Origin of the sequence: Lentzea sp. NBRC 102530 (genome assembly GCF_030269365.1) — a bacterium.
GTDB lineage: Bacteria > Actinomycetota > Actinomycetes > Mycobacteriales > Pseudonocardiaceae > Lentzea.
In genome coordinates this window covers 252,573-269,315 of the sequence record NZ_BSTF01000010.1, presented here as the reverse complement: position 1 = coordinate 269,315, position 16,743 = coordinate 252,573, and the positions used below count along the sequence as shown (strand labels likewise).

Genomic DNA, 16,743 nt, shown 5'->3' with positions numbered 1-16,743 from the left:
CCAGGGCCCTGTCACCGCGCTGTTGCGGGTGACAGGGCCCTGGCCGGAGCGGTGGAACTCACTTCTTCATGAGCTCGATCAGCGCGTCGACGTCCTTCGGCTCGAAGCCGCGGAACAGCGTGAGCGCCAGCTCGTAGTAGGAGCGGACCGGGCTGACGTACCACTTGCCGTCGACCTCGGTGGTCACGACGCCGACACCGGTCTTCATGATCGACCCGGCCACCCGGCCGATGACCTCGACGGCCTCGGCGGGGATCTTCGCGCCGCCCTGCTGCTGGAGCAGCTGGGTGATCTCGTCCGCGCACAGCTTCTGCGAACCCTGGCCGGGCACGTCGGCGGCGTAGCAGTCACCCTCGCGGGTGATCGTCACGGTCTCGCCCTCGGCGGTGATCGACAGCTTCTTGATCGTCACCTGCTTGCCGCCGGTGACGTCCTTGACGTCGGTCTCCAGCGCGTTCAGCTTGGCGCCGGTCGGCTTCTGCGGGCCCGCCTCGTCGAGCAGCAGCGGGCCGAGGTCCTGCAGCACACCGGCCTCGTCCGGCGGCAGCAGCGCGATGACCTTGGTCAGGTCGGCGTCGAGCGCGGCGTTGACCATCTGCTTCGCGGCCTCCTCGGCGGAGTTCGCGCCCGCGGCGGCGATGCCCTGCGACGGCCACTTCAGCTTCTCCTCCTCCAGGACCGCGTTGGCGATCGTGTAGAAGGCGCTCGGGTACCACTTGTCGTCGACCTTGATCGACGCGATGCCGATCGGGGCGCCGCGCTTGCTGACCTCGGCGGTGATGTCGAGGGTCTCGGACTTGGTCGACGTGAGGTTCAGGTCGTCGCCCAGCGCGTCCACGAGCTTGTCCGTGAGCGGGATCTTCGAGGCGTCCGAGGTGATCGTGATCTTGCCCTCGACCAGCTTGTTGATGGTGAGGTGGTCGTTGATCTTCTCGGCCTTGGCCTCGTCGAACTTGATGCCCTCGCTCTTGAACTCGATGCCGGTGAGCTTGTTCGGGTCGGCCTCCTGCTTGAGGATCTCGAGCCGCTTCATCTCCTTCGTCATCGACTCCATGTAGTCCTTGGACAACGCGGCCTCGGCCGGTGCCAGGGAGGCCATGATGCCGACGACGTCACCGCTGCCGAGCTGCTCGATGAGGTTCTTCGCCGCGACGGCCGGGGTGTCCTGACCGGCGTTCGAACCGGGGTCGGCCTTCTTCAGCGCGAAGAACGTGACACCGCCGCCGATCAGCAGCAACACGGCGACGACGGCCGTGACGACCAGGCCGGTGCGCTTCTTCTTCGGCGGCTCGCCGCCCATCGGCGCGTAGCCGTACGGCTGCTGCTCGAAGCCCTGCTGCGGGAAACCCTGCTGGGGGAAGCCCTGGGGCCCGGTCTGCGGGAAACCCTGCTGCGGCTGACCCTGCTGCGGGAACCCCTGAGGCCCGGTCTGCGGGTAGCCGCCCTGCTGCGGGTATCCGCCGGGCTGCTGCTGCGGGTAGCCGCCCTGCTGGGGCTGCTGCGGCTGCTGGCCGTACGGGTTGTTCTGCGGCTGCCACTGGCCACCGCCACCACCTGGGTAGCTCACGGGTTCCCTCCTGAGGTTCTCACTGCGCTGCGCCTGGTCGAGGTGAGCACCGTGATCGCCCCCACGATCGTCAGTACGGCACCGGCAAGGGTCGTGACTGGTCCGGCGATGCTGATTCCGACCAACGAACCCTTGCTATCCCCTTGGACTGTGGCCAGTAGGGCCACGGTTCCCCCGATCGTGCCAAAGAGAAGTGCGACGCACGCGGCGAATCGTGGAAAACGGACCACGTAGAGACCAATCGCAACCACGGCCAGCGGCGTTAGCCCCACCCAGATCGACGTGACGACCGTCCCCGCCACCCCGTCCAACCCGGCCAGATCACGCAGTGAGAGCACTTCGTAACTGTCCCTCGTGGTCGATCCGGATTTGAGCCAGGGGAGGAAGGTCCCCGCGATGGTCGTGACCAAGCCCACTGCCGCGATGGCGGCTCCCACAGCGCTGCGCACGCGACTAGTGTGAACCGATGGGGTCCCAGGCGTGCGCAGCGGCACGGGCGCTGGTCGCGTCCGCCCACCGGATCACGGTGCTGACCGGCGCCGGAGTCTCCACCGATTCGGGCATTCCGGACTTCCGTGGCCCCGACGGGCTCTGGACGCGTGACGCCGACGCGGGGCTCGGCGCGTCGATCGACTCCTACGTCTCCGACCCCGCGGTGCGCAGGCTCTCCTGGCGGGCGAAGCTCGACAGTCCCGTGTGGACGGCCAAGCCGAACGCCGCGCACAAGGCGTTGGTGGAACTGGAACGGTCCGGGCGGTTGCGCACCGTCATCACCCAGAACATCGACGGCCTGCACCAGAAAGCGGGCTCCGACCCGCACCGCGTGCTGGAGCTGCACGGCACGTTGCACGCCACCGTGTGCCTCAGTTGCGGCGCCACGGGCCCGATGCGCGACGCGGTGAAGCGCGTCGCGGAGGGCGAGGAGGACCCGGACTGCCTGCGGTGCCGGGGCATCCTCAAGTCCGCCACGGTGTCGTTCGGGCAGCACCTCGACGGCGAGGTGCTGCGCCGCGCCCGGCTCGCCGTCCTGGATTGCGACGTGCTGCTGGTGGCGGGAACATCGCTGTCGGTGCAACCCGCCGCGGGACTCGTGCCGCTGGCGGCGAAGGCGGGCGCGCAGGTCCTCATCTGCAACGCCGAGCCGACGCCGTACGACGACGTGGCGGCCGTCGTGCTGCACGAACCCGTCGGCGAGGTGCTCCCCGATCTCAGTTCGGTTCCTCCATCCGGGGGAGGACGATTCTCGTCCTGGGGAGATCCGAGCACCTGGTCGTAGTGTCGGTCCATGCGCGTACCGCTGATCACCACGGACTTCCTGGACCGGGCGTCGTTCGCGTTCGCGGCGACCACGGCGACGATCGACGAACCGGACCAGCCCGCGAAACCGGTCGAGACGACGACGTACGCGGAGATGGCGAACCGTGTGCGCGCGTGGCAGGCGGGCTTCGACGCGCTGGGCATCGGCGAGGGTGAACGGGTCGCCGTCGTCAGCCACAACTCCGCGCGGATGCTCGAACTGCTGCACGCCCTGCCCGGCAGCGGGCGCATCTGCGTGCCGGTGAACTTCCGGCTGCGCCCCGACGAGGTGAAGTACATCGTCGAGCACAGCGGCGCGTCGGCGTTGTTCGTCGACCCCGAACTCGAACTCGATGACGTCGTGGCGCGCCATCGGTTCACGCTCGGCGAGGAGTCGGAGTCGCTGCTTCGGTTCGATGTGGAGCCACGGCCGTGGAGCGCGCCCTCGGAGGACGCGACGGCGACCATCAACTACACGTCGGGCACGACCGCGCGGCCCAAGGGCGTGCAGCTGACGCACCGCAACATCTGGCTCAACGCCGTCACGTTCGCCATGCACACACGGGCGTGGGAAGGCGACGTGTACATGCACGTGCTGCCGATGTTCCACTGCAACGGCTGGGGAATGCCGTTCGGTCTCGCGGGCCTCGGCGTGCCGCAGGTGGTGCTGCGCAAGGTCGACGGCAACGAGATCCTGCGCCGTGTGCGCGACCACGGCGTCACGCTCATGTGCGGCGCACCGGCCGTGTGGAACGCCGTGCTCGATGCCGCGCAAACGTGGGACGGCGAGATCCCCGGCCGTGACACCGTGCGGATCGTGTGCGCCGGCGCGCCGCCGCCCTCCCGCACGATCCAGCGCGTCACCGAGGAGCTCGGCTGGGAGTTCCTCCAGATCTACGGCCTGACGGAGACGGCTCCGCTGCTCACCTTCAACCGGGCCCAGCCCGGCCCGCGGGGGGAGGAGAAGGCGAAGCTCCAGTCGCGGGCGGGAGCGCCGGCGCTGGGCGCGCAGCTGCGGATCTCGGACAACGGCGAGGTGATGGCGCGCTCGAACGTCGTCATGGAGGGCTACTGGGACAACCCGGAGTCCACCGCGGACGCCATCGAGGACGGCTGGTTCCACACCGGCGACGGCGGTTACTTCGACGACCAGGGCTACCTGACGATCTCCGACCGCAAGAAGGACGTGATCATCACCGGCGGCGAGAACGTCTCGTCCATCGAGGTCGAGGACTGCCTGTTCTCGCACCCGGCCGTCGCCGAGGTCGCGGTCATCGGCGTGCCCCACGAGAAGTGGGGTGAAACGATCAAAGCGCTCGTCGTGCTCTCCGGCGAGGCCACCGAGGCCGAGCTGATCCAGCACTGCAAGGAGCGGCTGGCGGGCTACAAGGCGCCGACCTCGATCGAGTTCCGCGACTCCATCCCGCGCACCGCCACCGGGAAGATCCAGAAGTTCAAGCTCCGCGAGCCCTACTGGACGGGCCGCGATCGCGGCGTGAACTGACAAAGGTGAACTAGTCCATACCGGCGACACGCCGGACTTCGATCGTCCCAAAAGGACCACCGACCGTGTTCCACTGTGACACGTGTGGTTGACGGTGCGTTAGTTCCTGATGCGCCGGATGCGTCTGATTGGTCTAATGCGGTCGGAGGTGATGCTCAGTGTTGACACGACTCTCCGCCGCCGTGGTGGTGTTGATGACGGCCGTCCTCACGGGGACGGCAGCGGCCGTGCCGCCGCCTCCGCCGAACCCCAGTGACGCGGAGATCTCGGCGTCCCGGGCCGAGGCGGACGCCAAGGCTTCGCGCGTCGGGGAGCTGACCGGACGCCTCACGCAGGCCGAGTCACGCCTGCAGGAGCTGTTCGACGACCTGTCGTACAAGCGCGAGCTCGCGAACAAGGCCCGCGTCGACCTGGAGACCGCGATCTCCGAGGCTGAGGCCGCCCGCAAGGACGCCGCCGCCGCCCGTGTGCAGGCCGACGCCGCGTCCGCCGCCGTCGAGGAGAGCCGCAAGCAGCTCGACGAGTTCGCCGCCGCCTCCTACGCGCAGGGCACGACGGTCGGCTCGTTCTCCGCCTACATCGGCGCCAAGTCGCCGGAGGACCTGCTCGCCCGCGCCCAGATGCTGGAGGCGGTGTCGGCGTCGAGCCTGAACCGCCTCGACCAGGTCACCCGCGACCAGGGCACGGCCGCGAACCTCGATTCCGCTGCCCGCGCCGCGCTGAAGAACGCCGAGGTCAAGCAGGCCGCCGCCGACGAGGCCAAGAAGGTCGCCGACCAGGCCCAGCAGGCGGCGGTCGACGCGCACTCCGCGCAGTCCGCCGCGACCCAGGAACTCCAGTCGAACAAGGACGCCGTCGAACGCGAACTGGCCGCCGCCCGCGGCGAGGTGAGCGGGCTCGAAGCCCAGCGCCGCCAGTACGACCAGTGGTCGGAGGCGAAGCGGCTGGAGGACGAGGAGAACGCCCGCCGTGCCGCGGCCGCCGCTGCCGCCGCCGCGCCGAGGCCGCAGGCACCCGCGCCCCGGCCGATCGCGTCGGCACCGGCGCCGTCGGGCAACCGCGTGCAGACGGTGATCAACCGCGCGTTGGCCCAGCGCGGCGTCATCTACGCGTGGGGCGGTGGCAACTACTACGGCCCGACGTACGGCGTGCGCGACGGCGGCGTCGCCGACTCCTACGGCGACTACCGCAAGATCGGCTTCGACTGCTCGGGCCTGATGATGTACGCCTTCGCGGGCGTCGGCGTGTACCTGCCGCACTACAGCGGCTACCAGTACAACTCGGGCCGCAAGGTGCCGCTGTCGCAGATGGCTCCCGGCGACATGATCTTCTGGGGCCCCGGCGGCGGCACGCACGTGGCGCTCTACCTGGGTGGCGGGATGATGGTCGAAGCGCCGCACTCCGGTGCCGTGGTGCGGATCTCGCCCGTGCGGTACGGCGGCATCATGCCGTACGTGACCCGCCTGCTGTGAGCTGAGTGGATGGTCGTCGTGCGGACCGCGGACGACGACCTCCTCCAGCGGGGGCGAACGTGGTTGCGGACTGTTCGGCGGTCATGAGATCCGCAACTCGCGCCTCCAGACCTGACCGGTCACGTCGTGGCCGAAGCTGTGCTGCGAGGTTTCCTCCGCGAGTGCGAACCCGTGCGCCTCGTAGATCTTGCGGGCCGAGTCGAGGCCGCTGACCGTCCACAGCACCATGCGTTCGTAGCCGGCGTCGCGCGCGAACTCGACGCACTTGCTGACGAGCTTGTTGCCCGCTCCGTGCCCACGCGCGTCGGGGTGCACGAGCAGCACGCGCAGCTTTGCGGTCGTGTCGTCTTCACGGACGCAGAACACGCATCCGACGCGTTGACCGTCCAGGTCCGCGATCCACGCGCCCTCTCTCGTGGGGTCGTGGTCCGTCGCGTAGTCGCCGACGATCTTGGCGACCAAGGCCTCGAACGTGGTGTCCCAGCCGAGCTCGGACGCGTAGAGCTCACCGTGGGCCTGGACGACCCAGCCCAGGTCACCTGGCTGGTCGAGCGGGCGGATCTGCATGGACGTCCTCCACTGACACGAGTGTTTCAGTAATGCGAGAATAGCCCCATGCCGTCCGCCCGCGAGACCGAACTCCTCGAAGCCGCCTACCGCTACGTGCTCACCCACGGCCTGGCCGACGTGTCGCTGCGTCCGCTCGCGGCGGCCATCGGGTCGAGCACGCGCGTGCTGCTCTACCTGTTCGAGAGCAAGGACGGCCTGGTCAGGGCGTTGCTGGCGCGGGCACGCGCGGACGAACTGGCGTTGCTCGACGGCATCGGCACCGGGCCGGGCGTGGTCGAACGGCTGTGGGAGTGGCTGTCGGCGCCCACACACCGGCCGTTGCTCACGCTCTGGCTGGAGGCCTACGCGCGCTCTCTCGTGGAGCCGGACGGGCCGTGGGCGGGCTTCGCGCGCGCGACCGTCGAGGATTGGCTGGAGGTGCTACGGGCGGCGCAGCCCGAGGACGTGCGCGACACCGCAGAAGGACTCGCGGCGCGCACGCGGGAACTCGCGTTGTTGCGCGGCGCGTTGCTCGACCTGCTGGCGACGGGCGAGGCCGAGCGGGTGCTCAGCGCAGTTCGAGGATGACGTTGTCCTCGGACTCGTCGCCGCCCGGTCCGTGGTCCCTGATGATCTCGACGATGTCGTCGAACAGGGTGGGGCCCTCCCCGCGGCGGGCGGCCTCGATCCTCGCCTCGACGCTCGCCCGGTTGGTGGGGTGACAGGTCTTGAGGATCCCTTCGAGGCGCTTGGCCGTCGCGCGGTGCCCGAGCGCGGTGCGGGATTTCTCCGCGTTGACCCAGCGGAAGACCCAGCCGAGTTCGGGCGTGCCGAAGCCGCCGCGGAGGATGTCGTTGAACGCGTCCAGGTTGCCGGTCCACTCGTAGTGGCAGAGCAGCTTGGTGAACTCGCGCGCGAACCCGTCGAAGTCGGAGAAGAGGGCCCCGTCGACGACCAGCACGGGCAGGTCGCCCAGCTCGGCCGTGAAACCGAGGGCGATGAGCATCTCCTCGCTCGCGGTGTCGCCTTCGTCGACCGTGGCGTGCACAGGGGCGTCCAGCGCGCGCAACGAGGCCGCGACCACGGCCGTGACAGCCGGTCCCGGGGCCGTGGAGGCGTAGGTGATCCAGAACTTGCCCATGTACCCGACGACGAGGCTCACGGCCACGATGCCGCCGGCCTCCACGACGAAGCTCGTCTGAGGCGTGCCGAACAGCCGCCACCAGCCGATCTCCGACTCGCCGCCGGCACCCAGCAGCCGGGCGATCGCCTCGTGGTCGTCGTCCTGGACCAGGCGCACGTCGGCGGACGGCACCCCGGGAACCGGTCCCGGCCTGCGGCGGTGGATCGTCGTGTTCACCCGACTAGTTTGACGGGGTGAAGGTAGTGATTTTCGGTGCGTCCGGAATGGTCGGTCAGGGCGCGTTGCGGGAGAGCCTGCTCGATCCCGGCGTCGCCTCCGTCGTGACCGTGGGACGGTCGCCCTCCACCGCGAGCGACCCCAAGCTGCGGCACGTCGTGCACGCCGACTTCGGTGACCTGTCGCCGATCGCCGCGGACCTCGCCGACGCCGACGCGTGCTTCTACTGCGTGGGCCTGTCTTCGGCCGGTCTCACCGAGGCCCAGTACACGCCCGTGACGCACGACTACGCGGTGGAGGCCGCACGGGTCGTGGGCGGCACCTATGTGTACGTGTCCAGTGAAGGGGCCGGTGCCGACAGCAAGACGATGTGGGCACGGGTGAAGGGGCGCACGGAGAACGAGTTGCTGGCGCTCGACCGGCCCGTGTTCGTGGTGCGGCCCGGGTTCATCCAGCCGCTGCACGGGATCACCTCGCGCACACGCATCTACCGGTACGTCTACACGTGGTCGTCGTGGTTGTTCCCGGTGCTGCGCAAGGTCGCGCCGAAGTACGTGACGACGACGGAGCTGCTCGGCCGGGCGATGCTGGCGCTCGCCAAGGGCGCGCACGCGGAGCGGGTCCTGCGCAGCGACGAGATCAACCGGGTGGCGGGAGCGGGTTCCGCCACGACCGGCTGACGGGGTGCTCAGGCCCTGAAGGCGTCCTCGGTCTTCACCACGCCCGCGGTGCGGCCCGGCGCGGTGTGGTTCTCCCAGTAGAGGTTCGTGTGCGCGATGACCTTGTCCGGGGTGGGCGCTCCCCACTCCGACTGGTCCTCGGTCGTGTGCGCGTCGCTCACGAGCAGGGCGTCGTAGCCGCGCACGATCGCGCCGTGCAGGGTCGAGCGGATGCACTCGTCGGTCTGCGCGCCGGACACGACGAGGCTGCCGACCCCCTTGCCCGCCAGCACTTCCTCGAGGTCGGTCGCCTCGAACGAGTCGGCGTACGTCTTGTGCACCACCGGTTCGCCGTCGGCGGGCTTCAGCTCGGGCACGAACTGCCAGCCGTCGGACTCCTTCGGCATGTGCTCGGGGCTGCTGTGCTGCACCCACACGACGTCGACGCCGGCCGCCCGCGCCTTGTCGACGAGCGCCGCGACGTTCGCCACGACCTCGTCGCGGTTGTGAGCGTGGTTCACCACGCCGTTCTGCACGTCGATCACGAGCAACGCGGTGTTGGGTCGGTTCGCCAGTGTCGTCACGCGGCCCAGCTTAGGCCCGTCAGCGCGACCGCAGGCGGCGCAGCATGCGGGCGTCCTCGAATCCGACGGTGCGGGCGGCGGTCTCGACCGTGGCACCTTGACCGATCAGGTGTTCGGCGCGTTCGAGGCGCAACGCCTGCTGGTACTTCAACGGCGTCATGCCTGTCGCACGGCTGAACAAGCGCGTCACGGTCCGTTCGCTGCATCCCACGTGGACGGCGAGTTCCGCGAGCGACAAGCGGTCTGTGAGCCGTGTTTCGATCACGTCCTGAATGCGGTGCACCGTCTCGTTGACGTGCGAACGGTGGCGCAGCAGCACACTGGCCTGTTGGTCGTCGCCGTTCCTGCGCGCGTAGATGACCATCGTGCGTGCGATCGCGGCGGCCACGGCCGGTCCGTGGCGCACGGCGACGAGGTGCAACGCGAGGTCGATGCCGCTCGCGATGCCCGCGGACGTCACGACCCTGTTGTCCTCCACGTACAAGACGTCACGCACGACGTGGGCGGACGGGTAGCGCCGTGTGAGTTCATCTTGCAACTCGTGGTGTGTGGTGCAACGGCGGCCGTCGAGCAAACCCGTGCGTCCCAACACATCTGCGCCCGCACACACACTCGCGACCGTGCCGCCGTTGTCGTGGTGCGCGCGCAACCACGCCAACGCGCGTTCGCTCAGATGTCCGGTTCCGGCGATGCGCGGTGAACGCCACCCCGGCACGAACACGAGGTCGTCCACCTCAAGAGAGGGCAGCTCCACGGACACACCGAGCGGCACGCCCTGATGACTCGGCACGGTATCCGAATCGCCCACATAGGACAGCGCGTACCCGCAGTCGAGGTCGGCAGCGCTGGAGAACACCTGCGCCGGCCCCGCGAGGTCGAGCAGGTGCACTCCCGGTACGAGCACGAAAACGACTTTGGTCACGATCCGGTCAGCGTAGCGACATCCGAGATCCGCGCGAACCGACCGGCCAGCACGTACTCGGTCCGCTCGATGATCTCCTCGACGCCGAGCACCTTCCCGGTCCGCCAGTGCGGCAACGGCATGGTCGCCGTCGCGTCCGTCACGAACGTCATGTCGAACCCCAGGTCGGAGCCGACCCGCGTGGTCGTCTCGCAGCACTGCTCGGTGCGGATGCCGCTGACCAGCAGCTCCCGCACGCCGCGCCGGGTGAGCGTCTGCTGGAGGTTCGTCGTGGTGAACGCGTTGTGCGCGGTCTTGGTCAGCAGGGGCTCGTCGTCGAGTGGCTTGAGGCCGTCGATCAGCCGCACGTGCCCGAGCGCGGGGTCGAACACGTCGCCGGTGCCGGGCTCGGAGTGCAGCACCCACACCACCAGGTCGCCGGCGTCGCGCGCCAGATCGACCAGCTGGTTCACCTTGCCCACGACGTCCGGGTTCGACACCTCGGCCCAGCTGGTCCGCTGCCGGAACGACTCCTGCACGTCGATGACGATCAATGCTCGCTTCATGTCCCCGAGCCTCGCCAACGAGAACCGGTCGGAACAGGCACGGCCCGGCCGAAGGGCGGACGGATCCGGTCATCGTGGCAAGATCGCGGACATGCGCATCCTGGCGGGCGATCCGGCGAACGCGGACCTGGGCGTCGAGGTCACCCTGAGCGAGGGCCTGCTGCGCGGACCCGCCGTGCCGTTCCTGCGGCTCACCAGGTCCCGCAAGATCCTCGTGGGGGAGGCGCGGACGGACGGCGCGAACGTCGAGATCGTGGTCCGGGCGGCGTGGAGCGACGACCACGGCTGGGGCCAGAGCACCTGGACCGCCCAGGACCTCGACGGCACGCTCGCCGAACCGGCCCACCGCGTCGAGGAACGCGAACGCGCGCTCACCATCGCCAAGGCGCTCGCCGAGGGGTCCCGCAACACCGTCGCGGAGCTGCGCGGCCTGCGCTACGAGATGGAACGCCAGGTCGCCGACCTGCTGGCACAACGCGGGAACACCGCGCTGCGCCTGGTCATGGCCCAGCTGGTGGAGCTGTCGATGGCGGTGAGCCGCGCCCGCGACCTCGCCCAGGAGGCGATTCGCGAGGGCCGCTTCACCACCGTCACGATGCGGCACTGCGAGGCCATGAACACCGAACTGGGCGACGAGGTCACCCGCCTCCAAGCGTTGCTCAGCAGCGTCTCGACGTTCGCCGTCGCGCAGGAAGGCGAGGCGCAGCAACGGTTCAACACGCTCGCCGCCGCCGCTGCCGCCGGACTCGGCCTGCCCGCGCTGATCCTGTCGCTCTACGGCGCGGACGACCACCTGCCGTTCACGGCCGACAAGGCGTGGCGGGCGCTGACCCCGATCGCGGGCGCGCTCACGATCGCCGCCGCGATCATCCTGACCCGCATGCCCGGCCGCACCACCGCGAAGCACGTCCTGGCGGCGCTCGGACTCATCACCGGGCTCGTCGGCGTGCTGCTGGTCGCCGGGTTCCTCGCACCCTAGAGGGGCCTGCGCCCGGCGAACCCCAGGTCGGTCCGGTGGTACCAGGACAGTTCGCGGTCGCCTTCGAGCCAGCACAGCAGCACCGGCACGCCGTCGCGTTCGGAGGGGAAGTCCACCAGCAACGGCGCGAGGCCCTTCAGCTCGGCGCCGGTGTGCTGCACGGTCTCCATCAGCTCGTCGAGGCGGGCCTGCGCGGCCTTGAACTCCGGTATCCCGCCCAGCGACGAGCCGCCGGCGGCGAGTTCGGCGGCGTCGGCGCGCAGCCGCACGATCTCGTCCAGCACGGGCAGCAGCCGCGCGAGTTCGGTCTTGGCCTCGGCGAGCGTGAACAGTGACACGACACCAAGGCTGGCACAGTGCACGGAATGACGTGGCGACTGGGTGACCTGACAGTGCGGCGGATCGGCTTCGGCGCGATGCGGCTGCCGCAGCACGGCACCGCCTTCGACCCGAGCGCTCAGCCCCGTGACCGGGACCAGGCGATCCGGGTGCTCCGCGCGGCCGTCGACCTCGGCGTGAACCACGTCGACACGGCCGCCTTCTACTTCTCCGCCACCAGGTCCGCGAACGAACTGATCAACAGCGCGCTCGCGCCGTACCCGGACGACCTGGTGATCGTCACCAAGATCGGGCCCGGCCGCACGCCGCAGGGGGAGTGGCTGCCGCTCGCGACACCGGAGCAGCTGCGCGGCCAGGTCGAGGAGAACCTGCGTCAACTCGGCCGGGACCACCTCGACGTGGTCAACCTGCGGATCAGCGGCCTCGACGACGTCAGCGCGCACTTCGAGGCGTTGGCGGCGATCCAGCGCGCCGGGCTGGTCCGGCACCTCGGGCTGTCCAACGTCAAACCGCACCACCTCGACCAGGCGCAACGGATCGCCGAGGTCGTGTGCGTGCAGAACTCCTTCGGCCTCGGCCACCACCCCGAGCAGGACGACTTCCTCGGCGTCTGCGGCGAGCGCGGGGTCGCGTTCGTGCCGTTCTTCGCGCTGGCCGGGGCGAACCAGGAGGCCGGGACGTCCGCCGAGGACGACGAGGTCACCGAGATCGCCCGCGCCCGCGACGTCTCGCCCGCCCAGGTCCGGCTGGCGTGGACGCTCGCGCGCGGACCGCACGTGCTCGTCATCCCCGGCACGGGAGACCCGGACCACCTGCGGCAGAACGTCGAGGCGGGCGATCTCCTGCTCAGCCCGGAGGAACTCACCCGCCTCGACTTCGCGCACCTCAGCGGCGGCTGATCCGGCTGAACAGCCAGGTCGCCCAGCCGAACGCCACCACCAGCAGGCCACCGGACCAGCCGAGCGCGAGCCAGCCCGAGGTCGCCTCCTGGCCGGTCAGCAACGCCCGCACGGTCTCGATGACCGGCGTGATCGGTTGGTGCTCGCTCACCGCGCGCAACCAGGACGGCATCGTGGCGACCGGCACGAACGCGCTGCTCAGGTACGGGATGAACAGCATGAAGAACCCGAGCAGGCTGGCCGACTCGACGGTCCGCGCGACCACGCCGAACCCGGCCGCGAGCCACGACAACGCCAGCACGTAGAGCGCCAGCAGCCCCATCGCGAGGATCCACGACCCGAACGACGCCGCCGGCCGGAACCCCATCAGCAACGCCACCAGCACCACCGCGAACGTCGCGAGCCCGTTGCGCGCGACCGACGCGACCACGTGCCCGGTCAGCACGGAGAACCCGCTGATCGGCATCGAGCGGAACCGGTCGACGACGCCCTTCTTCACGTCGTCGGTGACGGACATCGCCGTGGAGGTGGCGCCGTACCCCGTGCACAGCACCAGGATGCCGGGCACCACGTAGTCCACATAGGACTGCGTCGAGCTGATCGCGCCGCCGAAGACGTACACGAACAACGCCATCATGAGCACCGGCAGCACGATCGCCATGATCACGAGGTCGAGGTTGCGGCGGCTCAGCCTGATGCTGCGGCCGATCATGGTCAGCGAGGCGGTCATGCCGCCACCGCCGTCAACGACGTGAACACGTCGTCCAGCGTCGGGCGGTGGGTGGCCACGCGCAGCACCTCGACCCGCGCCCCCAGCAGGTCGTCCAGCACCCGGTGCAGGTGTGCGGCGCTGCCGTCGGACGGCACGCTCAGCGTCGGTCCGTCCGCCACGCCGCCGACGACGTTCCGGGCACGTGAAGCGTCCGCGGGGGAGCGGAACGTGAGGTCGAGGCGGGTGCCGCCGACCGAGTTCTTCAACGCGTCCGCGGTGCCGTCCGCGACGACGCCCCCGTTGTGCAGCACCACGATCCGGTCGGCGAGGCGGTCGGCCTCCTCCAGGTACTGGGTGGTGAGGAAGATCGTCACCCCGTCGCGCACCAGGTCGGTGATCGCGTCCCACACCGTCGTGCGGCTGACCGGGTCGAGGCCGGTGGTCGGCTCGTCCAGGAACAGCAGCCGCGGCCGTGCCACCAGGCTCATCGCGAGGTCCAGGCGCCGCCGCATGCCGCCCGAGTAGGTGCGCACCCGCCGGTCCGCCGCGTCCAGCAGGTCGAACCGCTCCAGCAACTCGGCGGCCCGCGCGCGTGACGCCGGCCTGGGGAAACCGCGCAGCCGGGCGATCATGACCAGGTTCTCGCGGCCGGTCTGCTCCTCGTCCACCGCGGCGTACTGCCCGGTCAGGCTGATCGCGCCGCGCACGTCGGCCCCGGCGCGCACCACGTCGAACCCGCACACCCTGGCCGTGCCGCCGTCCGGCCTGGTCAGCGTGCTCAGGATGCGGATCGTGGTGGTCTTGCCGGCGCCGTTCGGGCCGAGCAGTGCGAGCACCGACCCCTCGGTGACCTCCAGGTCCAGGCCTCTCAGCACGGTCGTCGGCCCGTAGCTCTTCGTCAGACCCTCTGTCTCGACGATCATCGAACCCCCTTTTATGCGTAGCTCATACGCAAAACCCAAATTAGCGTATGGCATACGCATCTGTTTGACTAGGGGGCATGAAGAGGGGGCGCAAGCCGACGATCGACGCCGCCGACATCACGCGCGCCGCGATCGCGATCGCGGACGCCGAAGGGCTTGCCGCCGTGTCGATGGCGCGCGTCGCCCAGGAGATGGGCAACGCGACGATGGCGCTCTACCGGCACGTCAAGAACAAGGACGAGCTGCTCACCTTGATGGCCGACGCCGCGTTCGACGAGCCGCCGTCGCTGCCGGACGGTGACTGGCGCGCCCAGCTCGGGGTGTGGGCGAAGGCGTTGCTGAGCGGCGTCCGCCGGCGCCCGTGGTTCCTGCAGCTCCCGCTGAACGGCCCGCCGAGCGGCCCGCGCAGCCTCGCCTGGTTCGACCGCGCGCTGGGGGCGCTCGACGACACGCCGCTGGAGGCGGGCGAGAAGGTCGGCGTGGTGATGGGCCTGATGACCTTCGTGCACGGCGAGGCGTGGCTGACCGTCGGCCTGACGCGGGGCTACGAGCAGGACCCCGACCGGTTCAGCGCCCAGTACGGGCAGCGGCTGCGCGAGATCGTCGACCCGCGCCGGATGCCCGCGCTCGCGAAGATCGTCGCGGCCGGGGTGTTCGACGCGGACGACCTCCTCGACGCGGACGACATGGCCGCGGAGTTCGACTTCGGCCTGCACCTGTTCCTGGAAGGCGTCGCCGCGCACATCGGAGGCAGGGCGTGACGTACGCGGTGATCGTCCTCACCGGCGGCAAGGGTGAACGCCTCGGCGGCGTCGACAAGGCTGCACTGTCCTTTCGGGACGGCACCCTGCTCGAGCACGTGCTGTCCGTTGTGGACGACGCCGCGCAGAAGGTCGTTGTGGGGCCGGAGAAGGACCTTCCCGGCGTGCTCTGGGCGCGCGAGGACCCACCCGGTGGCGGTCCGCTCGCCGGACTGGCCGCCGGGCTCGCGCGGGTCACCGAGGAGTGGGTCGCCGTGCTCGCGGTGGATCAACCCGGGCTCACGAAGGACACCATCGCGCGCCTGCGGGCCCCGGGGCGCAACGCCGTGCTCAGGGACGACCGCGTGCAGTGGCTGATCGGCTTCTGGAACGCCGCTGAGCTGCGTGAAGCCCTCCCTGAAGAGCCGGCGGACCTGCCGTTGCGCCGCACCTTGCTGAAGCTCGAACCCGTCGAAGTGTCCGCTTTGCTCGGTGAGGCCCGGGACGTCGACACACCGGACGACCTGGACACCCTTCACAGCGGTTGAACAGGCGAAGAGTAAGACTGTCAACGATCGGTAAACCCTGTTCCGCATGGAGGCCCGCACGTGACCGAGCCCGCCGCCGAGGCAACGCCGAACGCACCGGCGCCCGTCACCCCGGCTCGTGACGCCCAGCTGCTCGAACGCACCGTGTTCGAGGTGAAGCGGGTGATCGTCGGCCAGGACCGGCTCGTCGAGCGGATGCTCGTGGGTCTGCTGGCCAAGGGCCATCTGCTGCTCGAAGGTGTGCCGGGTGTCGCGAAGACGCTCGCCGTCGAGACGTTCGCCCGCGTGGTCGGCGGATCGTTCTCCCGCGTGCAGTTCACGCCCGACCTGGTGCCCGCCGACATCCTCGGCACCCGCATCTACCGCCAGTCCAGTGAGGCGTTCGACGTCGAACTCGGCCCCGTCGTCGCGAACTTCGTGCTCGCCGACGAGATCAACCGCGCGCCCGCCAAGGTGCAGTCGGCGATGCTCGAGGTCATGGCCGAGCGGCACGTGTCCATCGGCGGCAGGACGTTCCCGATGCCGAACCCCTTCCTGGTGCTCGCGACCCAGAACCCGATCGAGAACGAGGGCGTGTACCCGCTGCCCGAGGCGCAGCGCGACAGGTTCCTGTTCAAGATCCAGGTCGAGTACCCGACGGCCGAGGAAGAGCGCGAGATCGTCTACCGCATGGGCGTCGAGGCGCCCACGCCGAACCAGGTCCTCTCACCCGAGGAACTGGTGCGCCTGCAGGGCGTCGCGTCGCGCGTCTTCGTCCACCACGCGCTCGTCGACTACGTGGTGCGCCTGGTGATCGCGACCCGCGCGCCCGCCGAGCACGGCCTCACCGACGTCGCCGGCTGGGTCGCCTACGGTGCCTCGCCGCGTGCGTCGCTCGGCATCATCGCCGCCGCGCGTGGCCTCGCGCTCGTGCGCGGTCGTGACTACGTGCTGCCGCAGGACGTCGTGGACGTCGTCCCGGACGTGCTGCGCCACCGCCTCGTGCTGTCCTACGACGCGCTGGCCGACGGCGTGCCGATCGACCACATCATCACGCGAGTGCTCCAGATCGTGCCGCTGCCGCAGGTGTCGGCCCGTCCGCAGCAGCCGGTGCCGGCTGGTAGGCCGTGAGCCGGGACAAGGCGGAGGAGCGCCCGTCCTGGGCG

The 16,743-nt window shown here is 70.0% G+C and carries 20 protein-coding genes; 10 read left to right on the top strand and 10 right to left on the bottom strand.

From position 1 onward, the window contains the following. Positions 1-58 precede the first annotated feature (58 nt). Together QSK25_RS26800 and QSK25_RS26795 are read right to left on the bottom strand one after the other, a co-directional pair. Complete coding sequence (locus QSK25_RS26800; protein WP_285642249.1) at positions 59-1,567, bottom strand: flagellar basal body protein FliL; 1,509 nt, start codon at positions 1,565-1,567, stop codon at positions 59-61. Next, positions 1,564-2,016 (bottom strand): hypothetical protein, encoded by a 453-nt coding sequence (locus tag QSK25_RS26795; protein ID WP_285642247.1) that lies wholly within the window; start codon positions 2,014-2,016, stop codon positions 1,564-1,566. Before QSK25_RS26795 ends, QSK25_RS26800 begins: the two co-directional genes overlap by 4 nt. A 17-nt stretch (positions 2,017-2,033) precedes the next feature. Here QSK25_RS26795 and QSK25_RS26790 point away from each other — a divergent pair, with 17 nt between their 5' ends. The 3 genes from QSK25_RS26790 to QSK25_RS26780 all read left to right on the top strand — a co-directional run bounded on the left by QSK25_RS26790 (position 2,034) and on the right by QSK25_RS26780 (position 5,839). Further along, on the top strand, positions 2,034-2,843 hold the full coding sequence (locus QSK25_RS26790; protein WP_285642245.1) for an SIR2 family NAD-dependent protein deacylase: 810 nt from the start codon (positions 2,034-2,036) through the stop codon (positions 2,841-2,843). A gap of 9 nt (positions 2,844-2,852) precedes the next feature. Beyond that, entirely contained in the window at positions 2,853-4,367 is a 1,515-nt protein-coding gene (locus QSK25_RS26785; RefSeq protein WP_285642243.1) for a class I adenylate-forming enzyme family protein, read from the top strand. A gap of 158 nt (positions 4,368-4,525) precedes the next feature. After that, positions 4,526-5,839, top strand: coding sequence for an NlpC/P60 family protein (locus QSK25_RS26780; protein ID WP_352236379.1), 1,314 nt, complete (start codon positions 4,526-4,528; stop codon positions 5,837-5,839). A gap of 81 nt (positions 5,840-5,920) precedes the next feature. On the opposite strand, the gene QSK25_RS26775 is transcribed toward QSK25_RS26780, so the two are convergent. Further along, positions 5,921-6,406, bottom strand: a complete 486-nt coding sequence (locus tag QSK25_RS26775) for a GNAT family N-acetyltransferase (RefSeq protein WP_285642242.1) — start codon at positions 6,404-6,406, stop codon at positions 5,921-5,923. A 48-nt stretch (positions 6,407-6,454) separates the two neighbouring features. Here QSK25_RS26775 and QSK25_RS26770 point away from each other — a divergent pair, with 48 nt between their 5' ends. Next, on the top strand, positions 6,455-6,976 hold the full coding sequence (locus QSK25_RS26770) for a TetR/AcrR family transcriptional regulator (protein ID WP_285642241.1): 522 nt from the start codon (positions 6,455-6,457) through the stop codon (positions 6,974-6,976). Here QSK25_RS26770 and QSK25_RS26765 read toward each other — a convergent pair. Further along, positions 6,957-7,748, bottom strand: a complete 792-nt coding sequence (locus tag QSK25_RS26765) for a barstar family protein (RefSeq protein WP_285642239.1) — start codon at positions 7,746-7,748, stop codon at positions 6,957-6,959. The two genes, QSK25_RS26770 and QSK25_RS26765, sit on opposite strands and share 20 nt — an antisense overlap. Before the next feature lie 17 nt (positions 7,749-7,765). On the opposite strand from QSK25_RS26765, the gene QSK25_RS26760 reads away from it, so the two are divergent. Further along, positions 7,766-8,428: a Rossmann-fold NAD(P)-binding domain-containing protein gene (locus QSK25_RS26760; RefSeq protein ID WP_285642237.1), complete on the top strand. Its 663-nt coding sequence runs from the start codon at positions 7,766-7,768 to the stop codon at positions 8,426-8,428. A gap of 8 nt (positions 8,429-8,436) precedes the next feature. Here QSK25_RS26760 and QSK25_RS26755 read toward each other — a convergent pair whose 3' ends face one another. From QSK25_RS26755 to QSK25_RS26745, 3 genes are read right to left on the bottom strand one after another with little or no spacing between them, the layout of a single operon-like run. Then, positions 8,437-8,991, bottom strand: a complete 555-nt coding sequence (locus QSK25_RS26755; RefSeq protein ID WP_285642235.1) for a cysteine hydrolase family protein — start codon at positions 8,989-8,991, stop codon at positions 8,437-8,439. A 19-nt stretch (positions 8,992-9,010) separates the two neighbouring features. Further along, on the bottom strand, positions 9,011-9,913 hold the full coding sequence (locus QSK25_RS26750; RefSeq protein ID WP_285642232.1) for a GlxA family transcriptional regulator: 903 nt from the start codon (positions 9,911-9,913) through the stop codon (positions 9,011-9,013). Further along, positions 9,910-10,458 (bottom strand): cysteine hydrolase family protein, encoded by a 549-nt coding sequence (locus QSK25_RS26745; RefSeq protein WP_285642230.1) that lies wholly within the window; start codon positions 10,456-10,458, stop codon positions 9,910-9,912. Before QSK25_RS26745 ends, QSK25_RS26750 begins: the two co-directional genes overlap by 4 nt. 91 nt (positions 10,459-10,549) lie before the next feature. On the opposite strand from QSK25_RS26745, the gene QSK25_RS26740 reads away from it, so the two are divergent. After that, positions 10,550-11,437, top strand: coding sequence for a hypothetical protein (locus tag QSK25_RS26740; RefSeq protein WP_285642228.1), 888 nt, complete (start codon positions 10,550-10,552; stop codon positions 11,435-11,437). On the opposite strand, the gene QSK25_RS26735 is transcribed toward QSK25_RS26740, so the two are convergent. Continuing rightward, positions 11,434-11,775 carry a DUF2203 domain-containing protein gene (locus tag QSK25_RS26735; protein ID WP_285642226.1) on the bottom strand — a complete coding sequence of 114 codons (342 nt, stop codon included), beginning with the start codon at positions 11,773-11,775 and terminating at the stop codon, positions 11,434-11,436. The two genes, QSK25_RS26740 and QSK25_RS26735, sit on opposite strands and share 4 nt — an antisense overlap. A gap of 27 nt (positions 11,776-11,802) precedes the next feature. Between QSK25_RS26735 and QSK25_RS26730 the strand changes: the two genes are divergently transcribed. After that, the gene (locus tag QSK25_RS26730) at positions 11,803-12,675 is read left to right on the top strand and encodes an oxidoreductase (protein WP_285642224.1); all 873 of its coding nucleotides are present in this window, start codon (positions 11,803-11,805) and stop codon (positions 12,673-12,675) included. Here the strand turns inward: QSK25_RS26730 and QSK25_RS26725 are convergent. Together QSK25_RS26725 and QSK25_RS26720 are read right to left on the bottom strand one after the other, a co-directional pair. Continuing rightward, positions 12,662-13,405: an ABC transporter permease gene (locus tag QSK25_RS26725; protein WP_285642223.1), complete on the bottom strand. Its 744-nt coding sequence runs from the start codon at positions 13,403-13,405 to the stop codon at positions 12,662-12,664. The genes QSK25_RS26730 and QSK25_RS26725 overlap by 14 nt on opposite strands. Then, positions 13,402-14,310, bottom strand: a complete 909-nt coding sequence (locus tag QSK25_RS26720) for an ATP-binding cassette domain-containing protein (protein WP_285642221.1) — start codon at positions 14,308-14,310, stop codon at positions 13,402-13,404. The genes QSK25_RS26725 and QSK25_RS26720 overlap by 4 nt, the downstream gene beginning before the upstream one ends. Before the next feature lie 77 nt (positions 14,311-14,387). Here QSK25_RS26720 and QSK25_RS26715 point away from each other — a divergent pair, with 77 nt between their 5' ends. From QSK25_RS26715 to QSK25_RS26705, 3 genes are read left to right on the top strand one after another with little or no spacing between them, the layout of a single operon-like run. After that, positions 14,388-15,071: a TetR/AcrR family transcriptional regulator gene (locus QSK25_RS26715; protein ID WP_285642220.1), complete on the top strand. Its 684-nt coding sequence runs from the start codon at positions 14,388-14,390 to the stop codon at positions 15,069-15,071. After that, positions 15,068-15,598 (top strand): molybdenum cofactor guanylyltransferase, encoded by a 531-nt coding sequence (mobA, locus tag QSK25_RS26710; protein ID WP_285642219.1) that lies wholly within the window; start codon positions 15,068-15,070, stop codon positions 15,596-15,598. The genes QSK25_RS26715 and mobA overlap by 4 nt, the downstream gene beginning before the upstream one ends. A gap of 60 nt (positions 15,599-15,658) precedes the next feature. Beyond that, the gene (locus QSK25_RS26705) at positions 15,659-16,708 is read left to right on the top strand and encodes an AAA family ATPase (RefSeq protein WP_285642217.1); all 1,050 of its coding nucleotides are present in this window, start codon (positions 15,659-15,661) and stop codon (positions 16,706-16,708) included. Positions 16,709-16,743 lie beyond the last annotated feature (35 nt).

Coding starts and splice junctions, on each gene's coding strand:
- QSK25_RS26790 (WP_285642245.1), top strand. CDS start 2,034: ATGGGGTCCCAGGCGTGCGCAGCGGCACGGGCGCTGGTCGCGTCCGCC.
- QSK25_RS26785 (WP_285642243.1), top strand. CDS start 2,853: ATGCGCGTACCGCTGATCACCACGGACTTCCTGGACCGGGCGTCGTTC.
- QSK25_RS26775 (WP_285642242.1), bottom strand. CDS start 6,406: ATGCAGATCCGCCCGCTCGACCAGCCAGGTGACCTGGGCTGGGTCGTC.
- QSK25_RS26770 (WP_285642241.1), top strand. CDS start 6,455: ATGCCGTCCGCCCGCGAGACCGAACTCCTCGAAGCCGCCTACCGCTAC.
- QSK25_RS26745 (WP_285642230.1), bottom strand. CDS start 10,458: ATGAAGCGAGCATTGATCGTCATCGACGTGCAGGAGTCGTTCCGGCAG.
- QSK25_RS26740 (WP_285642228.1), top strand. CDS start 10,550: ATGCGCATCCTGGCGGGCGATCCGGCGAACGCGGACCTGGGCGTCGAG.
- QSK25_RS26730 (WP_285642224.1), top strand. CDS start 11,803: ATGACGTGGCGACTGGGTGACCTGACAGTGCGGCGGATCGGCTTCGGC.
- QSK25_RS26725 (WP_285642223.1), bottom strand. CDS start 13,405: ATGACCGCCTCGCTGACCATGATCGGCCGCAGCATCAGGCTGAGCCGC.
- QSK25_RS26720 (WP_285642221.1), bottom strand. CDS start 14,310: ATGATCGTCGAGACAGAGGGTCTGACGAAGAGCTACGGGCCGACGACC.
- QSK25_RS26715 (WP_285642220.1), top strand. CDS start 14,388: ATGAAGAGGGGGCGCAAGCCGACGATCGACGCCGCCGACATCACGCGC.